Below are 21,192 nucleotides of genomic sequence, written 5' to 3' on the forward strand. Positions count from 1 at the left end.
TTAAACATACTTTTCTCGGCTTGTTTTAAATTAACCACAATATCTTGTAAGGAAGAATGGCATACCTGTATTGCCTCCGGTTGTTGCACAACTTCCGAAATAGGAGGATAAACTTCTACCAAAATAGTATCCGAAAACTCACAATTTAACTCAGTAAGTTTCATGACGACCATATATTCTCCAGCTTCACTGACTTCTAAATCTGCTGTACTAGCTCCGGAAATTAAAACACCATTTTTGTACCATTCGTATTGTTTTTCGATCAGATCTGAAATATCTGTTTGTGAGTTTATAATTTTAGTTTGATTATAACACAGCGCGTTATTAGTTTCTATCAATAAATCGGAACCTAAAGTTATGCTTCCGGTATTAAAACTTCCTCCATTTAGAAATACTGCAGAAGCATCATTATTATCAAAGCAATAATCTGCTACTGCTAATTTTATACGATATTTACGTCCTGGGATTACACTAGTTTTTTCAGATTTCATTGGTATAGTCATTCCTGCATAATTAACAGGGGCATTTAAAGGGTTATCTGTACCATAAGCAAAATTTTTCCAAAAATATTCTGAATTAGTACTTTCACAATAAGTATTTGATTTTTTTTGATCTCTTATAGTAGAGTTAATTATAGGGTCTTTCGTACCCGGCACTATTGCTATATTTTCACTCTTTTCTGCTTTTAAATCTTTTAGCCATATAGTAAAGATCGCTCCTACAGGATTACATACATCATTACAATATAAACTAAAAGTATCGGAAGCGAATAGATATTCAAATTGTAGTGAATCTTTAATAGGAATAAAATCAAATTCTAAAACAGCTTCTGCTTTTGACGATAAAGATCCCACTCCTCCTACATTATCTGTAAGTATATTTAAATCAGTATCTCCATTCGAAAAAGGGATCCTCTCCTTATCTATATTTTTTTGGTAAGGTCCTGCAATATAGTTAAAATTATGTGTTGCTAAAACTATACCTTCCTCAAATGGAAAGTCCGAAATTCCGCTATTAAAATAAGCAAGACTATTTATTGAGCTTTTTCCATCCCCCGCCTGATATCTAACATTTGAGATTATATCACAATTAGATTTTATTAATATATTTTTTAATAACTCTTCTGCTGTATGTTTCTCATTATTTAAATTTATTTCTAAGTAAGGTGAAGGTGTAATGCATATTTCCAATATAGACTCAGCTAATAAAGTATCTGAAATCTTCTCTGATGTACCTAATCGAATATAATAATTTTGTCCAGGTATTAAACCTGTAAACAACTTACCATTTTCCAAGGACGAAATTTGAAAACATTCTAAAGGAATAGCATTAATTAAATTACAAGGACTTATATATATCGCACCTTCCAAAGATAAGCTTGTATCTAATCCTTCTAATCTAAATACGTGTGATTCATATTTAGCTGTAAACTCAAGCCAAATATCATTTTTTAAATCAGAAGCACATCTGGGAATCGAACTAGAAGAAAGAGTAGCTCCCAGTAATGTTGTACTTATATATTCAGTACATTCTAATGAATCATTCACTGGAATGTTTATTGCTCCGCTACAATCGTTACTAGCGCCTACTGTTGTTCCTGTGTTAAAAGGAGTACTCCAGTCACTTTTAGAATTATCCTCTCCACATTTGACTCTTATATAAATGGTATAAACCTTACCTTCATTTAATCCTGTAATTGATATTTTTGGCTTCCCATTTACTATTAACGTTTGAGCTGGGGTATATGTCTCGTCTTCTCCATACTCAACTACAATTACTTCCCATTCCTTATTATCTCCATATTGATCCCATTCAACATCAAAGCTAGTCGAAGTTCTATTTGATACTGTTAAATTATGAGGTCTTGGACAAGTATTTATTTCTTCTATAATAAAGTTATCTATACTAAGCGCATAAAGTCCCATTGTTATATCTGAAGAACGAACACCCCATTCAAGGTTTATCTTTCCGGAAATTCCGGAAATAATTAAAACTTCTTCTTGCCAACTATTTGTAGAATATATCTTTTCATCAATTAGTTTTTGCTCAATAACTTTACCTTGATTATCAATACCAGAAATAGACATTTCAACGAAAGTTTCTATTGGAAGACTAAAGAGATTATCAGGAGCTATATAATTATAGCTCAACATATAAGTGCCTCCATCTAATTGAATTAATGGAGAAATTAATTTTGACTTATTTTCCGGTACTTCACCTAAAAGAAATTCGGTCACATTCGTTAAGTATTCATTTGCATCACCTTCAAATGGACCAGATGTAGACAAAGATATATTAAGTAAATCACTCTTATGTACACCACTTACCATACCATCCCCATCACTATTTATCCAGCATATAGACGTTTCAGAATTTTTGTTGAATCCTTCCCAAAAAAAAGGTTTAACTATACCACAAAACATTTGAAAATGAAATGGTCCTTGCCAAATACTAAACTCTCCATCGCCACAATTTGTACGGACGTAAAACTCATAATCCTTATTTGATTCTAATATTTTGCCATTTTCATCTTTAGAAACAGTATTTTCTTTGTTTTTTGTAGCTGTACCACTTCCTGTAGGAGTTGGTTCTCCAACTTCCTGTACATAATATTCCCAAGCGGTGGCTCCAAATTCATCATCCCAAAAGATAGTTACCTTATTGTTCTCTTCATCTTTTACTCCCATAGTGGACGGCAGAGGTTCACGGCAACCGGTGACTTCTTCTATGAAGACATTGTCTATGTAAAGAGAAGTATCGTTTGTCTTCGAAATTACATGCCAAGCTATATTGGTATTTCCACTTATTCCGGATATAAACGTATACTCTTCTGTCCAATCCTGAGTGGGATCATATTGCTTTTTTGGAGTAACCACAGTTGTAAATTTATTCGTATAATCTATACCAGAATTAGATAATAGTACTTCAAAATCATAAGCATATAAGGAAACGGGGTGTGAGCGATAATGATATTTTAAACGATATGTCTTTCCTAACTCAAACTTAATTGTTGGCGAAATAAGCCAATCGTTGTGTGGTAGTAAAGAATCATTATACTGTTCTCCTGTAAATCCCATAGACCGACTACCCTCATAATGGGTAATAGTTGAAATAGAATTCCATTTATTACTAAAGAGATACATATCATTATTTTCATCTATAATAGTCCAACAATTTATGGTAACAGACTCTAAATTAAAACCTTCCCAAAAAGGAGTATTATAAACTTTACAATCTGTTTTAAATAAATATGGACCAGACCACACGCTATACTCTCCATTTCCACAATCTGTTCGTACATAAAATTCATATTCTGTATTAGGCTCTAAATTGTCTCCATTTACATCTTTATCTACATAAGCTTTATCACTCTTAGTTTCTGTTCCCTTTGTAGTTGGCAATGGAGTATTTCCTTCTGATTTTTGTACAATATACTCCCAATCAGAACCAAAACTATCTTCCCAATAGATTTTTACTTTGCCTTTGTCTTCCGTATTATACCCCAATTTATGAGGTTCAGGACAACCTGAAATTTCTTCTAAAAAAACATTATCAATAAGTAATTGCGATTCTGCTTTGTTTGTATTTATATGCCAAGCAATATTTATATCTCCTCCAATCCCACCTATTATTAAATTTTCTTCTTTCCACTTATGATTATTTTCTTCTTTTTTTGAATCTAAAACAATAGTAAAACTTTTTATTTCTCTTCCATCACTAGATAAGAGCACTCTATAATCTACTTTGTTATGATCTATTAAACGATTGGCTACTCGGTAAAAATATTTTAAACGATAAAATTTAGAATCATCTAATTGAAATGTAGGAGAAATCAACCAATCATCATGAGGTAATTGGTACGTATCCAATCCTTGAAAGTTCATTGCCGAATCTCCTTCATAAGTTCTTGGATTTGGAACTCTCCCCATTACATCTTTTTCTAATAATGACCATTTATTATAAATTACAGGAACTCGCATTAAAACATCTTTATTATTATCTATTATACGCCAACACTCCTTAGTTGTAGAAGTTGTATTAAATCCTTCCCAAAAAGGTAGGGGCTGAATGGGACAAGCAGTCTTAAAGACAATAGGACCAATCCACCGACTATATAGCCCCTTTCCACAAGATGAACGAATATAGATTTCATATTCTGTATCTGGTTGCAAAGTTGTACCTGATTGGTCTGATATAATATCTACCTTATTGCTAGTGGTAGGTAATCCTGTTCCTATTGGAGTACCACCTCCCTCAATCTGAACATAGTATTCCCAATTGGCATTCACTGTATCATTCCATTCTACAGTGACATCATTTGTACTTATATCTGAAATTATAATTTCTTCATCAGGGCCTATACAATTTATTTTTTCAATGGTAACAAAATCCAAAAAAAGTGTGGATGTAGTTGTTTCATTAGAAGTAATATGCCATGCGATGTTTATCTCTCCCTCTATATTTTGAATATATAATGTTTTCTTTTGATAGCTTCCAACCATATGTATTGTATTAGGTTGCAAAACATTGGTAAAATTATTAATATTTGTGCCATTTGAAGATAAAAGAACTTCGAAACTTGTTATAGAATTATCTGTATGATAATAATAAGATAGTTGGTAAATTTCTCTATTATCTAGTTTAAAAGATGGAGAAATAAGCCATTCATCGTGTTGTACCCCCCCTATTCCTTGAAAACGCAGACTTCTATCTCCTTGATAAAGCCATGAAGTAACTCCCCCCACTAATTTTATAGAGGTTCCATCATTATTATTATCTATGATAGACCAGCAATTAAAAGTAGCTGAAGATGAATCGAAATCTTCTTGAAAAAAAGGAACAAAAGAGCCACATATAGTTTTAAATTCAAATGGTCCTAACCAACTGCTTTGACCATCTGTCCCACAATCAGTACGTACATAAAACTCATAAGTGGTATTAGGCTGAAGGTTATTTCCGTTGCTGTCTTGAGTGATCGTAACCTCCTTTACAGTTGTAGGTGTTCCAGATCCGGTAGGGTAAGGAGCTGTAGGAAGCTGAATGATATATTCCCAAGCAGTGCCGGAGTCGTCATCCCAATAAATAGTGGCTTCATCACTTTTAAGGTTTTTCACTCCCTGATCGGAAGGAGAAGCACATGCAAATGTGGATTGTGTTTTTTGCTCTGTTTTAAAAAGCTTTTCTTCTGTTATTACATCATTTTCTTTGAAAGAAAATTGGTCTTTGTTAATCCAGTTTGAAAAACCAAAAGTAACTGTTAACAGAAAAAAAACTAAAATGACATAGATAGTTTTTTTGTTCATAATGTATAATTTTAATTGGTAGGGGATTTTATTTATAAACCTTACCGACTAAATAATACATAAAACAAGAGGAAACCTAATTTTAACAGTAAACTAATAGTAAACAATTTAAAAATTTAACAATTGATAATTATTTAAAAATCAATGCATTACATTTAAATAAAAAAACATCTTATAATTTTAATGAAAAATGCCTCAAAAATAAACGCGTATTTGCTTAGTATGTTCCAGTAATTTATTTTTTTCATAGTTTGCATATTGTATAAATATTATATCTCTAATTTTAAATTTTTAATGCTAAAAACTTCATAAAGAAATAGCTTAATTACCATGATTTAATAAAACATTCTAAGCTCTTATCTCTTTCTAAATTTAATTTTTTTCTAATTCGACTTCTAATTGTGATTAAACTTCGATGTCCGATATTTAATAAAGTTGCTATTTCACTATTATCCATATTAATTTTAATATAAGCACAAATACGCATTTCTGTTTTGGTGAGTGCGGGAGCTTCCTTAGAAATGGTTTCAAAAAAAGTAGGATGTATTTTTTCAAAAACTTCTTTAAATTGTTCCCAATCCTGTTCCTGATTATCTAATTTATCAAGCTGAAGCCATAATTCTTTAGCCATTATTTCTATATTCTCATATTCAGTACTCTTTTCTAAAATATGTCTTACCTCTTTAAAAAACTGATTTTTAGCTAATAACTGAATATTTATTCCATTTAATTCCCTTGCTTTGGCTGCTAACTCTTCTTTAAATTCTTTTTCTCTTAGTTCTTTCAATTCTTTTTCGAATTCTATTTTTGTCAATAAATTATTATTTTCCAACTTTATGATTCGTGAAGATTTTACTTTATTAAAATAGAGTAATCCTATAACGCTTATAATGAAAATAGTCAATATAGTATAGATAATAAACCTGTTTTTATAGTTTTGTTTATTTATTTCAGATTCTTTCTTTAATAACTGATTTTCAAAGTGTTGTTGTTGAAGTTCATTTTTCCATTGCAATTCTTCCATCTTTGATCTCACCTCAAATCCTTTAATGCTATCAGATAATTGATAGTAGCGCTCCATATACTTATAAGCTTTTTTATATTCATTTTTCTGAATCCATAAAATTGCCAAATTTTTAAAGCTATCCAAATCTATCATCTCCTCTTTTCCCTCTTTTATTCCTTTTTCATAAAATTGAATCGCCTTATCATAATCATACCTTTCATATATTTGTCCATAGTGCAAAAGTATGTGCTTTTCCAACAAAGTATCTTTAGATTTCAATGCCATTTCATATGCCCGATCAGTATAAAATAATGATAGTTTACTATTCCGATCATTGTGTTCTGTATCTCCTAGAAAAAGAAGGGTATGTATAATTTTTGTTGTGTCTGCTAAATTTTCAAAAACAGACAAAGCCTTTAATAAGTCTTTTCTTGCCAAATCATATTTGTTTGTTTTAAGCAATACTCTGCTTTTATTTGTTAGACTTATAGCTTCACCTAACGTATCTTTAATTTGTTTAAAATATTTTTCTGCCTTATTATAATAAACAGAAGCTTTATGATATTCATTAACACTAAAGTAAACACTTCCAAGCATATTATTAACATGCCCCAAACCATTAAGATGCTCTTTATTAAAAAATATTTTATCTGCATTTAAATAATATTCTAAACTTATAACATACTTATTTCCAGAATTATATAAATTTCCAATTTTATAATCTATCTTACCCATAAGTATACTATCATTAATTTTTTGTGCATATACCCTTGCCTTATTTAAATAAAACAAAGCACTGCCTTGTTTAATTTCAGCTTTGTAATTATATACATAAGCAAGCCAAAGAGTATCTTGTTTCTCTAAAACAGTTTTATAAAAAACTTCTATCTTCTCTCTTGCCTTATCCTTATCATAAGCTAATAAAGAATCTATACTTTTAATATATTCTTTATATACAGATTCATTATGAGCTATAATCGGTTTTTTCTTATTTTTATAAATTATAATTCCCATTAATAACCCCAACAATAAGAAAAATATAAAAATTATACGTGTTTTCCTTTTTTTATTCATCATTGCTTTTTTACTTTGCACAACAAATTTTGTAAAATGATAGTAAGCACATCTTAAAAGTCTATTTAAATTTTTTTTAAGACATCTAAAATCAAATATTTACCCTACTGAAAATAACTAAAATTTTCATAAAGTATTCTTTACAATTGCTAATATATAGAATCTAGGTTAATAACCTATAAAACTTAATTATTAAGTAATAGACTATCTCTTCATCTTATACAGAATTTTACTAATTTTGTATTCAATATGGAAAATCTAATTTTAACAGAGCGTTTTATTGCAAATACCGATTGGGCTACAACGCTATTTTTTATAGGATTTTCCATCATTGCAATCAATAAAACTGTATTTGGAATTCGTTTTTCTGAATTTAGCCGATTGGCACTTTCTGATAAATATCTCAAAATATATAAAGACAATACCAACCTTCAGAATAGCTTTACATTTTCTTTTTTTATTGTTCAATTAATTTCCGGAGCCTTTTTTATACAGATATGTTTAAACGGGTTTGGCTTTATAAATCACTATACACTAAATTCATTTATACAGATACTAAATTTTATTACAGTATTTGTATTGGCTAAGTATTATATTGATAAAATAATTGCGGTTACTTTCAATATAGAAGAATTTGCAGATGCTTTTAACCTACAAAAAGCAACCTATAGAAATTATCTAGGCATGTTTCTTTTAGGCATTGATGTTCTCTTATTTTACAACCATATCGATAACAAAATTGTATTGGGATTAACAGGTTTTACATTAATCGCAATAAATATTTTATTATACATCATTTTTATAAAAAACAACCAAAAATCGATATTAAATAAGTTGTTCTATTTTATTTTGTATCTTTGCACCCTTGAAATAGCTCCTTATTTTCTATTGTATTTTGGACTTAAAAAATTTGGGGCATTATAAGAATACAACTATGAAAGTGAAAACAATTTTGGTTTCTCAGCCAGAGCCTAAAGTAGAAAACTCTCCTTATTTTGAATTAGAACAAAAGTACAAGGTTAAGATTGACTTTAGACCCTTTATCCATGTAGAAGACGTTGCTGCTAAAGAGATAAGACACCAAAAAATAGACTTAAACAACTTTACGGCAATTATTTTAACCAGTAAAAATTCAGTCGATCACTTCTTTCGGGTAGCAGATGAAATGCGCTACAAGGTACCCGAAACACTAAAGTATTTCTGTCAATCGGAAGCAGTTGCTTATTACCTGCAAAAATATGTAGTATACCGAAAAAGAAAGATTTATGTAGGGCAAAAAGAGTTTGCAGATCTAACTCCGCTTATCAAAAAATACAAAGATGAAAAATTTTTGCTCCCTGCTTCTGATCAATTAAACAGCGATATTCCGACTACTTTAGATGGGTTAAAAGTAAATTGGGTTTCAGGTACTTTTTACAGAACCGTCATGAGTGATTTATCTGACTTAGCAGATGTAAAATACGATGTACTAGCTTTTTTCAGTCCGACAGGGATTAAATCTCTATTTAAAAATTTCCCTGATTTTAGCCAAGATAATACAAGAATAGCTGTTTTTGGAGTTACAACACAAAAAGAAGCATTAGACAATAACTTGCGTGTGGATATTATGGCTCCTTCACCTGAAGCCCCTTCCATGACAATGGCTTTGGAAAAATATATTCAGAAAGTAAATAAATAACAAATATTTAAAGGCTAAAAAAAAGCCGCTGAATTTTTAAATTCAGCGGCTTTTTTTCTATTATAAGAGAACTAATTACAATTGAGGTCCGGCAGCAACAAGTGCTTTTCCTTCTTCATTGTCAGTATATAATTTAAAGTTTTCTACAAATAATTTTGCCAAGTCCTTCGCTTTAGCTTCCCATTGACTGGCTTCAGCATACGTATTTCTTGGATCTAAAATAAGAGTATCAACTCCTTCCAAGGCTGTCGGAACAGCTAAGTTATAAACAGGAACTGTAACCGTATCTGCTTTTTCGATAGATCCATCCAAAATACGGTCAATAATAGCTCTGGTATCTTTAATAGAAATCCTTTTGCCTGTCCCGTTCCACCCCGTATTTACCATATAAGCCGTAGCGTTGTGCTCTTCCATTTTCTTTACAAGTTCTTCTCCGTATTTAGTCGGATGAAGTGATAAGAAAGCTTTTCCGAAACATGCTGAAAAAGTAGGTTCCGGCTGAGTTACTCCGCGCTCTGTACCAGCAAGTTTTGCTGTAAATCCGGATAAAAAATAATATTTTGTTTGCTCAGGAGTCAATTTTGAAACCGGAGGCATTACTCCAAAAGCGTCTGCTGTTAAAAAGATAACTTTTGTTGCGTGACCTGCCTTAGAAATTGGTTTTACTATATTTTCAATATGGTCAATCGGATATGAAACACGTGTATTTTGCGTAACAGATCCGTCGCTAAAATCAATTTTTCCATCTGCATCTACTGTTACATTTTCCAACAAAGCATCTCTTCGGATAGCATTGTAGATATCAGGCTCATTTTCTTTGCTCAAATTAATAGTTTTAGCATAGCAGCCACCTTCAAAGTTAAACACGCCATCATTATCCCATCCGTGTTCATCGTCTCCGATTAATTCGCGCTTAGGATCTGTGGACAATGTAGTTTTTCCTGTTCCCGATAAACCGAAGAAAACAGCTACATCTCCGTTTTTTCCTTTATTGGCAGAACAATGCATCGAAGCCATGCCATTTAAAGGCAAATAGTAGTTCATCATGGCAAACATACCCTTCTTCATTTCACCGCCATACCACGTTCCGCCAATAATCTGTATTTTTTCCGTTAGATTAAAAGCAATATATACTTCCGAATTTAATCCATGGGCTTTGTAATCTTTAAATGTCGTTTTTGATCCATTGATTACGACAAAGTCAGGCTCGCCAAAATTCGCCAATTCTTCTGCTGTAGGACGGATAAACATATTCTTAACAAAATGTGCCTGCCATGCTACTTCCATAATAAATCTTACTTTTAAGCGAGAATTTTCATTTGCTCCGCAAAAAGCATCAACCACATATAGTTTTTTACCTGAAAGTTCTTTAACCGTGTTTTCTTTCAGTGCATTCCATGTTGTCTGGTTAATAGGTTTGTTATCGTTAGGAGAGTCTGAACTATTCCACCAAATTGTATTTTCGGTCACAGCGTCTTTTACAATGTACTTATCTTTTGGCGAACGTCCGGTAAATTCTCCGGTCATCACATTTACTGCTCCCAATTCCGTAATTGTTCCCCTTTCGTAACCTTGTAATTCGGGGTTGATTTCATCTTTGTATAAAAGGTCGTAAGACGGGTTATAAACCACTTCTACAACATCTTTAATACCGTATTTTTCAAGTGAAATTGATTCAGAAATATCCATATTCATGATGTTATGTTGTGTAATAATTTATTTGCAAACTTAGAAATAAATTTAAAATATAATACAGATTTGGGCATTATTTAATTAAAGCTCTGTTTTTAATCATCTGAATCGCAGTATAAACCCAAGCGGCTATCAACATTAATCCTCCGACCGGCGTTATAGGCCCGATTATCTTTAAATTCACATCAATCAAATCTTTAAAAGTCAACAAGTAGATTGAGCCTGAAAAAAACAAAACACCAGATAAAACTAAATATAAAACTACCTTTTTTGCTTTTTCTGACAAATAAGGACAGATGCCTATAAAAAGCAAAAAGAAAGCATGATACATTTGATATTTTACCCCGGTTTCAAAAGTAGCTACCTGCGTTTCAGTTACTATCTGTTTTAATCCGTGAGCTCCAAAAGCTCCTAATCCTACACTTAGCGCACCCAAAAGTGCGGCAATTATTACTATACTGCGTGCCATTTTTTTTATTTCAAATATACAATATAATACTCCAATATTTTTGAGAAATCCGTACTTTCGTATTTCGTCTAATCAACTTATAAAAAATGAACAAAGAGATTTTAATTGTAGGAGCCGGACGCTCGGCATCTTCATTAATTAAATATTTGCTTGAAAAATCAACTTCCGAAAATTTTCACCTAACTATAGGCGACTTATCGCTTGAACTTGCTCAGAAAAAAGCAATGAATCACCCGAATGCCTCAGCAGTTCAACTTGATTTGTTTAACGAAGCAGAGCGCAGAAAATATGTAGAACAGGCTGATTTGGTCATCTCTATGCTTCCGGCAGCCCTGCATATTGAGCTTGCCAAAGATTGCATCCGATATAAAAAACACATGGTAACGGCTTCTTACATCAGTCCGGCAATGGCAGAACTGGACGAAGAGGTTAAAAGAAACAACCTAGTTTTTATGAACGAAGCCGGTCTTGATCCGGGAATCGATCACATGAGTGCCATGAAGGTAATCCACGACATCAAAAATAAAGGTGGGAAAGTAATTTCCTTTGAATCGTTTTGCGGCGGGCTTATTGCTCCGGAATCGGACAACAACCTTTGGAACTATAAATTTACATGGAATCCCAGAAATGTAGTTTTGGCAGGACAAGGCGGAGCTGCGAAGTTTATTCAGGAAGGACAATACAAATACATTCCGTACAACAAAGTTTTCAGACGAACTGAATTTTTAGAAGTAGAAGGATACGGGCGCTTTGAAGCTTATGCTAATCGCGATTCTTTAAAATATCAGCACGTATACGGACTAGAAGACGCCAAAACCATTTTTAGAGGAACTATCCGTCGTATGGGTTATTCCAGAGCGTGGAATTTATTTGTGGAGCTCGGCGTTACAGACGACACCTACCACATCGAAAACTCAGAAAATATGTCGTACCGCGAATTTTTCAACCTATATCTTCCCTATCATCCTACCGACCGAGTTGAAACCAAGCTCCGTTTAGCACTAAACATCGATCAAGACGATATTGTGTGGGATAAATTAGTAGAACTCGATATTTTTAATGCCGATAAAAAAATAGGGTTAAAAAACGCCACGCCGGCACAAATACTGGAAAAAATATTATCAGATAGCTGGACGCTGGCTCCGGATGACAAAGATATGATTGTGATGTATCACAAAATAGGATACAGCCTCAACAATGAAAACAAACAGATAGATTCTACCATGATTTGTATTGGAGACGACCAAACGTATACCGCCATGGCAAAAACAGTTGGTTTGCCGGTAGCAATTGCTGCACTAAAAATCTTAAAAGGAATTATCTCCACTCCGGGCGTGCAAATACCGATAAGCGAAGAAGTTTACCTTCCCATCCTAAAAGAACTGGAAGAAAACGGTATCGTTTTCCACGAAAAAGAAGTGGAATATCAGGGATATTAAAAAGATAAACCAACTAATTAACCCTAAAAAAGAACAGGAAAAGCGATACTTTTATCACTTCTCCTGTTTAGTAGCCGAAAGCGAACAAATCTCGAAACATTTTTTGGAGGATTTGGAGCGGTTAGCCGAATTAGAAATATAGGTCACTTACTGAAAAACATTCTGGATTTGACTTCTTTATTGTGAATTTTTATAACTGTTGCTATTGAGAAAATATTTCCTAATACAGTATTTTGAATATTTGATCGGTGACTTATGTGGCTTAGAATTGATTTTACAAATAGTGTTAGCTATTTAATAAGTTTGTTCAATATATTCCAATGTTTCTTGGTTTGTTGTTCGATTTTATTGTTAACCATGACATTTGATGCTTTATAAGCATAAGACAAAAAATTCCCCCAATTATAAGAATCTGTTTTAATGAATTTGTTTTCCTCTTCGCTCCAAATAAATTTTCTTATTCTTTTCGCTCCTTTGTAGGAGAATTTTTTAAATAATCTTTGTTTAAAAACCATACCTTTATTGGGTGCATACCTTCTGCTTGAATAATTTTTTGCCCTTCTTACAGAGCGTTTCATCTTTCTATAATAGCCCGAAAGACTTGCAGATTTCAGCAATACGTTATTGCCATCGAACTCAAAACCAAGGTAGATGAAATTTTTATTCCAATTGATACTTCCTTCAAATTCTTGTCCGCAAATAAGTTTCTGGTCTTTTCGTTTGAAATGGAATATTTGAGTTTTCGATTCCTGAATCTCTAATTTGTAGTTTTTTATCTCTTGATAAACGAGTTGTGTCAGCTCGTCTTTATAATTGATTGGACAAACCACTACCATATCATCCGAATACCTACGATAAATACCGCTTTTCTCTGAAATGTATTTATTTATAAGTGTATCAAAATACAATAAATAAATATTTGCTAAAACTGAGCTGATGGGAGAACCCTGTGGAATACCAAAATTTCGGTAAACTTCCTGACCATTTACAATTCTTGTTTTTGAAGGTTGAAGCAGCTTCCCTTTTAATTTAAAAAACTCTTGCTCTTTACAAAAAGCAATTGCATTTTGGTTTCTCAAATATTTTATTTTATCAATCTTCTTTTGTTTTATCTCTAGTGGTTCGCCAAGCTTATTTGTTTTACGGGTATAAATTCGGTTTTTGAACACTTCAAATATATCTACAATATCCACGTGACTAAATCGGGTTATGTTTTTATAAACATTAAAGTGATCGTCAGGCAGTTTTGGCTCACCTATTAAATCAGTCCAAACTTTTCGTAATAATTTATGATCGAGATTGTCAAAAAAGCTGGAAATATCAAATGCAATAACGGTAAATTCGTCTTCTTTATAATCTAAAATGTATTTGAAAACATCATTTGCAAAATCAATATTGCATTTGTTAGTACCATCAATTTTTGATGGGTTTACAGGTACAGAACGATACGCATTTACAACTTCTCCCAGTTTGTTTTCAGTTATCTTATTTTCATACAAATCAGACAGTAACATGGCATAATAGCTATATATCAAAGAATCCAAATGGCTTGCATAGAAGAGTTCTCTTTTTTTCTCCGAGCCTTTTCTTAATATTTTTGTGCCTGATTTATATTTTTCATTTATAGAACCGTCAGCATTAGAATAATCTTTTCGGAACCTTTTTACTTTGGAAGTTTTATGAATAAACGGAAGAAAAGAATGGCAGGCAACTTTTTCGGGATTGGTAACATAGGGCTCAATCCATTTGAAACGATCACGATTATCTAACGGCAATCCTATGTGGGGATACCTTTTAATCTTAAACCAATCTTTCTTTTTGTTTACTTCCATTTTAATTTTAAAAAGTGAGCAGCGAAGACCCAATGCGAAGCTGTGCTTTTAGAATTAGTTGCCTAATTCCCGAAGTGTGCATGCTTTTACGACACCTAAATGCCGCTCCGACTCAAGCTGGGTAGCGAAATAGTAATTGTATATTTGCATATTAACTCAAATAAGAGCATCATGAAACATCCAATCGTCAAGGTAATCCTAGCAGTAATGATACTGCTGGGGCAGCTAATGGCAAGTGCATCTTCTGAAATTAATTCAGGGATTGCTTGCATTTCTGAAATACCATAGCCCCAACCGTTTTTCAAGTTGGGCGTAACAAGACTTTCATCTATACCATAAAACGCACACTTCAGCTCTTCTACTGCTCACAAAATCATTTATATTGTTTCCTTTTTTACTACCGTTGTTGTTTCTAATAGTTAGCCATAGCCTCTCATTTTAAAAATTATTCTTTATAGAGCGTTTTTCACTTCTCGCAATGGATACACATCCGTTCAAATGCGTTATCAGACTATTAACTCCAACTTGAAAATAATCTTTTGGCGTTGCTTCTGCTGGCGGATACGGGGTAACAAGTATCTTATGCCACTTAAGCTGTAAACACCAGTTTTTGATTTTTTCATTTTCAAAAGAGGCATATAAATCGTGGGCAAACTCGTTTCGTATTTTTCTTACCAGATTCAGGTCTTCCTTAATAATCTTGTCAATCAACCCTAAACAATAGCATATTTTAATTTTATTGCTAAAGTTTCCCAAAGGCTGATTGAATTGCATCATTTCTCCCACTTCTTTATCGTCTTCGGGGAAAAAGGCGTAAAGGATATGTTCTAATACCATTTCCAGCAATGTGCCTCCCAAGACGGCAATGGTTCTATCGTCTTTACTCTCATAGGTAAAAAGATTATGAAACTCCATCAAAGCGTCATTCAGGTCGAAATATCTTTCGACGGCTTTTCCTTTTAAGATGAAATTGCTATCCTTTTCCATTTTATATATCGAAACCTTTGGGGATGATACCTGTTTCTTTCATTCTTGAAAAAACTCTTTTTATCTGGTCTTCACTAAACTTTTTCTTCTCTTCTGACCATTCATAAAACCGCTGAATGAGTAATGCTTCCGAAAATATTATGTTTTCATTCAGCATATTATTCATACAAGCATAAAGCGTAGCTACAATCTCCACAATATCTGATTTGATTGTTTTGAACCTATCTATGATAAACTGAATGCTTTCGCTTTCTGCTGAAAAGTATTTGATGAAATCATTATGATGTTGCCCTGCTTTCTCTAATGGTTGATATTTGAAAACTTGTTCCTTTTTATATTCAAACCATTTCTTCTCCTTTAATTGCTTGTCAATCGAACGCATTAACCTGTTATCATAAGGCCCCATTGCCTGACGAAGAAAATTTGTAGGTAATTGCATATCCGCTGATTTTTGACAGAGATAGATTAGTTTTTGCAATTTTAAATGTCCTAAAGTTGGCTCTTTGTGTAACTGCCAAACTATTTCTGCGGCTAAAACTGTCCTGCGGTAATAATCAACATTGGTTGGCTTTAGCTCAATTACTTTTCCTTTCGGTTTCGCTATGACCATTTCTTCCATCTCAAACGCCTGATGCAACAGAGCTTTAAGCAGTTGCTCGGTGGCTTGTTGGTTGGCGATGATGTGCTCTTTTAATTGTTTGGTTTTGGCTAATTGTTTTTCTATTTCCGCCACAATGCGTTTTTGCTCGGAGAGTGGTGGGAGGGGAATCGGAATACTTTCCCATTTACTTTTATTTACAATTGGTGTAGTTCCCCCCGATGATTTAGCCCAAATTGCTTTTTGAAAATAGGGTGATTGCAAAAAATATTGTAGAAACTGACCACTAACACCACAAAGACCTTTTATTGCATTGATTTGTTGATTGCAGCTTACATCTCGATTTGTGTAGTTGGATTTACCTGTTGAACCACCAATACAAACCATCATCAAAGAATTTTCTTTAATTAACACACCTTTTTCTAAACCCGCCAAAGTCAATCCTTCATTTTCATAGTTAATTCCTGAAAGACTTATATCAGCAGGTTTAATAAACGGAATGTCCTTCCCAAAAAACTCCTTGTTTGCTGTCGGTGGAGTTGTTCCTGTTTGAGTTGTTCCCACATCAATCAACCTACACCAAACCCAATTTTCAGGAATTTCAAATGGAATTACTTCGGGTTTGATGGGTGGCAGTGGCTTTTCCTTTTTGCCCTTGCCCTGAGCTTGACGAAGGGTTGCTTTCTCGGCTTTTATGCGTTTGAGCAATTCGCTGGCAGGTTCGTCTTTCGGGTCTTGCTTTACCAACTTACCTTGCACCGCTTCTTGTAAAATGGCTTGCTTTAGGTTTTCGAGTTGGGTGAGTTGGTCTGCAAAAAGGTTATCGGCTTCTATTTCTTTCTCAACCAATTGCTTTTCAAGTTCAATAATTTCTCTTTGCTTGTCAATGCTTGGCACTGTTACCATAACATCAGCAATTCTATTCATTGGCAAACTCACATTTGCCATTCCCTTCATTTGTGAAACCAACAATTCTTCTCTGTTCCAATGCAGATAAATATGCAGATACTTGGCTAAGACAAAACTTTCATCATTTGGAATTACGGCACATAAGATGTTTCCTAAGGCAAATTTTCCCTCACAATATTTAACACGTTTCATACTTGCGTGTCCGTGACCTGTGGAAGAAACCAAAGGAATAATAACTGCTTTTGTATCAAACTGATATTCGATATGTGTTTTGTCGGTTTCGCCCAATGCAATCATTGTATATGGGCCTGGAATAGCTTTCATTATTCCAATACCGCCTTTTGTAATCGAGCATATATCGCCTAATCTATACTTCATTTATGCTAACGATTTTAATTCTTCCAAAATCTTGGAAATTTGCGATTGGTTACTTTCAATTTTATTGATGATTGCCTTTCTATCATAAACAACTTCTTCTACAACTTTATTTGGGTTCTTAATATCCAAATCAAAGTTGCGGTCTATGATGGTTTGCATTGACACTTTCCAAGCTGATTCGCTTGCTTTACGGTTTTTCCACCATTGTTTGACAGGTTCAAATTCTTCAATGCGTATTGGTTTAGTTTTACTGTAGGCTTTTTGACCTTCGGGCAAAGTGTGTTCGTAGTACCAAATCTCTTTTGTTTGTTTGCCCTTTTCAAAGAAAATCAGGTTGGTGTTTACGGTTGCGTATGGTGCAAATACGCTTTGGGGCAATCTCACAATTGTATGCACATTGCAATCTTCCAATAATTTTTGTCTTACACGTTGTTTTACTCCGTCACCTGTTAAACTGCCGTCAGGTAATACAATTCCTGCTCGTCCGCCATCTTTGAGCATTTGGATAAACAGAATCAAAAAGAGGTCGGCACTTTCTTTGGTGCGGTAGTTTAAAGGAAAATTGGTTTCCATACCATCACCAACCACGCCACCAAAGGGCGGATTTGCAATAATTATGTCCACTCGGTCGGCTTGTTTTATAGAAGTGTATTCACGACTAAGTGCATCCGTATTTACAATTTGTGGCACTTCAATATCGTGGGTAATTAGGTTTACCACACTCAACATAAACGGTAAAGGTTTTAGCTCTGTTCCTGTTATGGTTTCTTGTAAAGTTTTTCTGTTGTCAATATTTTTTACTTGCTTTCTCAAATGTTCAATGGCACAAACCAAAAAACCTGCTGTACCACAAGCTGGGTCGCTAATTTTTTCACCCAATTTTGGATTTACCATATCCACAATAAACTGGGTTACTGCTCGTGGAGTATAAAATTCGCCTGTGTCTTTTTTGGTGGCAAGACCTTGTAATATGTCTTCGTAAATGGCATTGAAAATATGATGCTCTTTACTGCTGTTAAAATCAATTTCGTTGAGTTTATTAATGGCTTGGCGGAACGTAGTTCCGCTTTTCATATAGTTGTTGGTTCCGTCAAAAATGTTGCGGATAATAACACCCAATTTATCATCTAAGCCAATAGTCAAATTTTTGAGTTGCGGGAAAAGTTCATTGTTCACGAAAGTGATGAGTGCATCACCCGTCATTCCTTCATCATCTTCTGCCCAATTTCGCCATTGCAATTTGTTAGGGATAGGCGATTTGTATTTGGGGTTTAGAATTTCTTTTTCCTTGTCTTTGTCGTCAAAAAGTTTCAGAAATATCATCCAACCCAATTGCTCAATGCGTTGTGCATCACCACTCAAGCCCGGGTCTTTTCGGAAAATATCTCTTATTGATTTTATTACGCCTCCTATGTTGCTCATTTGTCTATGCTACTTTGTATAATTCGTTTTCTAATTCTTTGATGGCTTTCTCATATTCTTCACGACTGCCAAATGCTTTGATGATTTCGGTTACCGAACCAAATTCATTAATTGGCGGAACAGTCAAAATTTGAATGTTCTCTATGTTTTCAATACCTTGGTCAGCGTATTTGTCGAGTAATGCTTCTAATACTTTACGGGCTTGGTCGCCATATTTGGTGAAGTAGTTGCGTTTCTTCACATTGTTTGCCCGTTCTTTTCTTGTCATTGGTGGTTGGTCATACGCAACGTGGCAGATTAAATCAAACAAATCCACTTGCTTGTCAACGGCTTCATACAATGCCTCCACCATTACGCCCTGTTCTACTAATTCCGCTATGATAGCTTCCTTACGTTCTGAACCTTTCCACTTGTTTAGAAAATCATCTAAGGACGCAAATTGCTCTTTTATGATTTCTTTGGTGTGGTCTTTCAGACTTGTTGTAATGGGTTTTCCGTGTTGATCGAAATGCAATTCACGGCTAATCAAAACAGAAACATCAACACCATTCACATAAACCTTTCGCCTTGGTTCATTTGCTGTTGATGGCGGAAATTCCTGTTCAGGATAACGAATTTCGGGCAGAGTAATCTCAATTTCTTCTCCTGTTTCAATGTCAATAATTGGTTCTGTGTTTTCTTCTTCCTCGTCAATAATATCTCCTAAGTCTATTGCTTCGGTAACAGGTTTAATTCTGATTGGGTCACCGTCAAATTGTGGGTCTGCAAAAAGGTCTGTCGCATTTCTGAAATCCAAAATCGTAAAATACAGTTTGCCGTATTCTTCATTGATCCGTGTTCCTCTACCGATAATTTGCTTGAACTTGGTCATTGAATTGATGTTGCTGTCCAATACAATCACTTTGCAGGTTTGAGCATCAACACCTGTGGTCATCAATTCGGAAGTGGTGGCAATTACAGGATATTTTTCTTCGGGATTGATAAAGTTGTCCAACTCTCGTTTGCCTTCGTCATTGTCGCCCGTAATCTGCATTATGTATTTGTAATTCTCCGCAACCAAATCAGGATTGTGTCGGGCTAATGCAGTTCGCATTCGTTCAGCGTGGTCTATGTCCACACAAAACACAATCGTTTTGGCAAAACGGTCATAACCTTTCAAAAACTCTGTTAGCTTCTTGGCAACTGCATCCGTCCGTTCTTCAATCACCAAGTTTTTATCAAAATCCTTGCGGTTATAAATGCGGTCTTCAATTTCGTTTCCGTCTTTGTCGGTTTTCCCTTGGTCGGGTCGCCATCCTTCTGCATCCACATTCAAAGCTATACGCACCACCCGATAAGGAGCCAAGAAACCATCGTCAATTCCTTGTTTTAGCGAATACGTATAAACCGGGTCGCCAAAGTATTCTGAATTACTCGCTTCGTTGGTTTCCTTTGGTGTTGCGGTCAAGCCGATATGTGTAGCGTTTTGGAAATAGGTTAAAATCTCTCGCCAACTGCTGTCGTCCTTAGCACTTCCTCTGTGGCACTCATCAATTATAATCAGGTCAAAGAAATCTCTTGAAAACTGTTTGTAAACATTGGTTGCTTCGTCTGTTCCTGAAAGACCTTGATAAAGTGCCAAGTAGATTTCAAAACTCTTGTCAATCTGCCTGTGTTTTACCACTGTCATTTTATCCTTGAAATGTTTGAAGTCGCCTCTGCGTGTCTGGTCAATCAAGGCGTTTCTGTCAGCCAAAAACAGAATGCGTTTTTTTGCTCCGCTTTTCCAGAGTCGGTGGATGATTTGAAAAGCAGTGTAAGTCTTACCTGTTCCTGTTGCCATTACGAGCAGAATTCTGTTCTGTCCGTTGGCAATGGCTTCAACGGTTCTGTTTACGGCAATTTGTTGGTAGTATCTTGGTTTGCGGTTTGTACCGTCAAAGAAATAGTCTTGCGAAACGATTTTCTCTGCTTCGGGCGTTTCAATGCCTTTATATTTTTTGTATTTCTGCCAAAGCTGTTCGGGAGTTGGGAACTCGTCTAAACCAATTTCTTTTTCAATGTTTCCATCTGTGGCTGTGCGGTCGTGAAATAAAAATCCATCTCCATTGCTGCTGAAAACACAGGGAATGTCTAAAATCTGGGCATAGTCGAGCCCTTGTTGTATTCCAGCTCTTACGGAATGATTGTTGTCTTTTGCTTCAATAATAGCAATTGGAATATTCGGTTTGTAATATAGAATATAGTCGGCTCGTTTTCTTGTTCCTCTTGCTGTGATTTTACCACGAACATAGATTTTACCATCGGTAAAAGATACTTCTTCCAATATTTGTAATTGTTTATCCCAGCCTGCCTTTTCCAAAGCAGGAGTAATGAACTTGGTGCATATATCTCTTTCTGATAAAGTTCGTTTGTTCATGATTCCC

At 34.3% G+C, this 21,192-nt stretch carries 12 protein-coding genes; 3 read left to right on the forward strand and 9 right to left on the reverse strand.

The features are described from left to right. A partial coding sequence (locus tag C8P70_RS11435; RefSeq protein ID WP_133713452.1) for a choice-of-anchor J domain-containing protein occupies window positions 1-5,303 on the reverse strand: 5,303 nt, incomplete at its 3' end. A 325-nt stretch (window positions 5,304-5,628) separates the two neighbouring features. Beyond that, complete coding sequence (locus tag C8P70_RS11440; protein ID WP_208293401.1) at window positions 5,629-7,386, reverse strand: tetratricopeptide repeat protein; 1,758 nt, start codon at window positions 7,384-7,386, stop codon at window positions 5,629-5,631. Window positions 7,387-7,632: 246 nt separating this feature from the next. Between C8P70_RS11440 and C8P70_RS11445 the strand changes: the two genes are divergently transcribed. Further along, entirely contained in the window at window positions 7,633-8,307 is a 675-nt protein-coding gene (locus tag C8P70_RS11445; RefSeq protein WP_133713454.1) for a DUF4271 domain-containing protein, read from the forward strand. Window positions 8,308-8,317: 10 nt separating this feature from the next. Next, window positions 8,318-9,061: a uroporphyrinogen-III synthase gene (locus C8P70_RS11450; RefSeq protein WP_133713455.1), complete on the forward strand. Its 744-nt coding sequence runs from the start codon at window positions 8,318-8,320 to the stop codon at window positions 9,059-9,061. A gap of 75 nt (window positions 9,062-9,136) precedes the next feature. On the opposite strand, the gene pckA is transcribed toward C8P70_RS11450, so the two are convergent. Together pckA and C8P70_RS11460 are read right to left on the reverse strand one after the other, a co-directional pair. Further along, on the reverse strand, window positions 9,137-10,750 hold the full coding sequence (gene pckA / locus C8P70_RS11455) for a phosphoenolpyruvate carboxykinase (ATP) (protein WP_133713480.1): 1,614 nt from the start codon (window positions 10,748-10,750) through the stop codon (window positions 9,137-9,139). Window positions 10,751-10,826: 76 nt separating this feature from the next. Next, window positions 10,827-11,222 (reverse strand): DUF423 domain-containing protein, encoded by a 396-nt coding sequence (locus tag C8P70_RS11460; RefSeq protein WP_133713456.1) that lies wholly within the window; start codon window positions 11,220-11,222, stop codon window positions 10,827-10,829. Between the two features lie 86 nt (window positions 11,223-11,308). On the opposite strand from C8P70_RS11460, the gene C8P70_RS11465 reads away from it, so the two are divergent. After that, window positions 11,309-12,661, forward strand: coding sequence for a saccharopine dehydrogenase family protein (locus C8P70_RS11465; protein ID WP_133713457.1), 1,353 nt, complete (start codon window positions 11,309-11,311; stop codon window positions 12,659-12,661). 290 nt (window positions 12,662-12,951) lie between these two features. Here the strand turns inward: C8P70_RS11465 and C8P70_RS11470 are convergent, their stop codons facing one another. The 5 genes from C8P70_RS11470 to hsdR all read right to left on the reverse strand — a co-directional run bounded on the left by C8P70_RS11470 (window position 12,952) and on the right by hsdR (window position 21,185). Continuing rightward, on the reverse strand, window positions 12,952-14,493 hold the full coding sequence (locus C8P70_RS11470; RefSeq protein WP_133713458.1) for a reverse transcriptase/maturase family protein: 1,542 nt from the start codon (window positions 14,491-14,493) through the stop codon (window positions 12,952-12,954). Between the two features lie 438 nt (window positions 14,494-14,931). After that, complete coding sequence (locus C8P70_RS11475) at window positions 14,932-15,480, reverse strand: hypothetical protein (RefSeq protein ID WP_133713459.1); 549 nt, start codon at window positions 15,478-15,480, stop codon at window positions 14,932-14,934. Window position 15,481: 1 nt separating this feature from the next. Then, complete coding sequence (locus C8P70_RS11480) at window positions 15,482-17,365, reverse strand: restriction endonuclease subunit S (RefSeq protein ID WP_133713460.1); 1,884 nt, start codon at window positions 17,363-17,365, stop codon at window positions 15,482-15,484. Then, window positions 17,366-18,787 carry a class I SAM-dependent DNA methyltransferase gene (locus tag C8P70_RS11485; RefSeq protein WP_133713461.1) on the reverse strand — a complete coding sequence of 474 codons (1,422 nt, stop codon included), beginning with the start codon at window positions 18,785-18,787 and terminating at the stop codon, window positions 17,366-17,368. A 4-nt stretch (window positions 18,788-18,791) separates the two neighbouring features. Next, on the reverse strand, window positions 18,792-21,185 hold the full coding sequence (gene hsdR, locus C8P70_RS11490; RefSeq protein ID WP_133713462.1) for an EcoAI/FtnUII family type I restriction enzme subunit R: 2,394 nt from the start codon (window positions 21,183-21,185) through the stop codon (window positions 18,792-18,794). Window positions 21,186-21,192 lie beyond the last annotated feature (7 nt).

Source organism: Myroides indicus (genome assembly GCF_004364575.1).
Lineage (GTDB): Bacteria > Bacteroidota > Bacteroidia > Flavobacteriales > Flavobacteriaceae > Flavobacterium > Flavobacterium indicum_A.

What these genes read in the sequence shown, in the direction of transcription:
- C8P70_RS11485 (WP_133713461.1), bottom strand. Translation starts at nt 18,787, where the DNA reads ATGAGCAACATAGGAGGCGTAATAAAATCAATAAGAGATATTTTCCGA.
- pckA (WP_133713480.1), bottom strand. Translation starts at nt 10,750, where the DNA reads ATGGATATTTCTGAATCAATTTCACTTGAAAAATACGGTATTAAAGAT.
- C8P70_RS11440 (WP_208293401.1), bottom strand. Translation starts at nt 7,386, where the DNA reads ATGATGAATAAAAAAAGGAAAACACGTATAATTTTTATATTTTTCTTA.
- C8P70_RS11450 (WP_133713455.1), top strand. Translation starts at nt 8,318, where the DNA reads ATGAAAGTGAAAACAATTTTGGTTTCTCAGCCAGAGCCTAAAGTAGAA.
- C8P70_RS11470 (WP_133713458.1), bottom strand. Translation starts at nt 14,493, where the DNA reads ATGGAAGTAAACAAAAAGAAAGATTGGTTTAAGATTAAAAGGTATCCC.
- hsdR (WP_133713462.1), bottom strand. Translation starts at nt 21,185, where the DNA reads ATGAACAAACGAACTTTATCAGAAAGAGATATATGCACCAAGTTCATT.
- C8P70_RS11460 (WP_133713456.1), bottom strand. Translation starts at nt 11,222, where the DNA reads ATGGCACGCAGTATAGTAATAATTGCCGCACTTTTGGGTGCGCTAAGT.
- C8P70_RS11480 (WP_133713460.1), bottom strand. Translation starts at nt 17,365, where the DNA reads ATGAAGTATAGATTAGGCGATATATGCTCGATTACAAAAGGCGGTATT.
- C8P70_RS11465 (WP_133713457.1), top strand. Translation starts at nt 11,309, where the DNA reads ATGAACAAAGAGATTTTAATTGTAGGAGCCGGACGCTCGGCATCTTCA.
- C8P70_RS11475 (WP_133713459.1), bottom strand. Translation starts at nt 15,480, where the DNA reads ATGGAAAAGGATAGCAATTTCATCTTAAAAGGAAAAGCCGTCGAAAGA.
- C8P70_RS11445 (WP_133713454.1), top strand. Translation starts at nt 7,633, where the DNA reads ATGGAAAATCTAATTTTAACAGAGCGTTTTATTGCAAATACCGATTGG.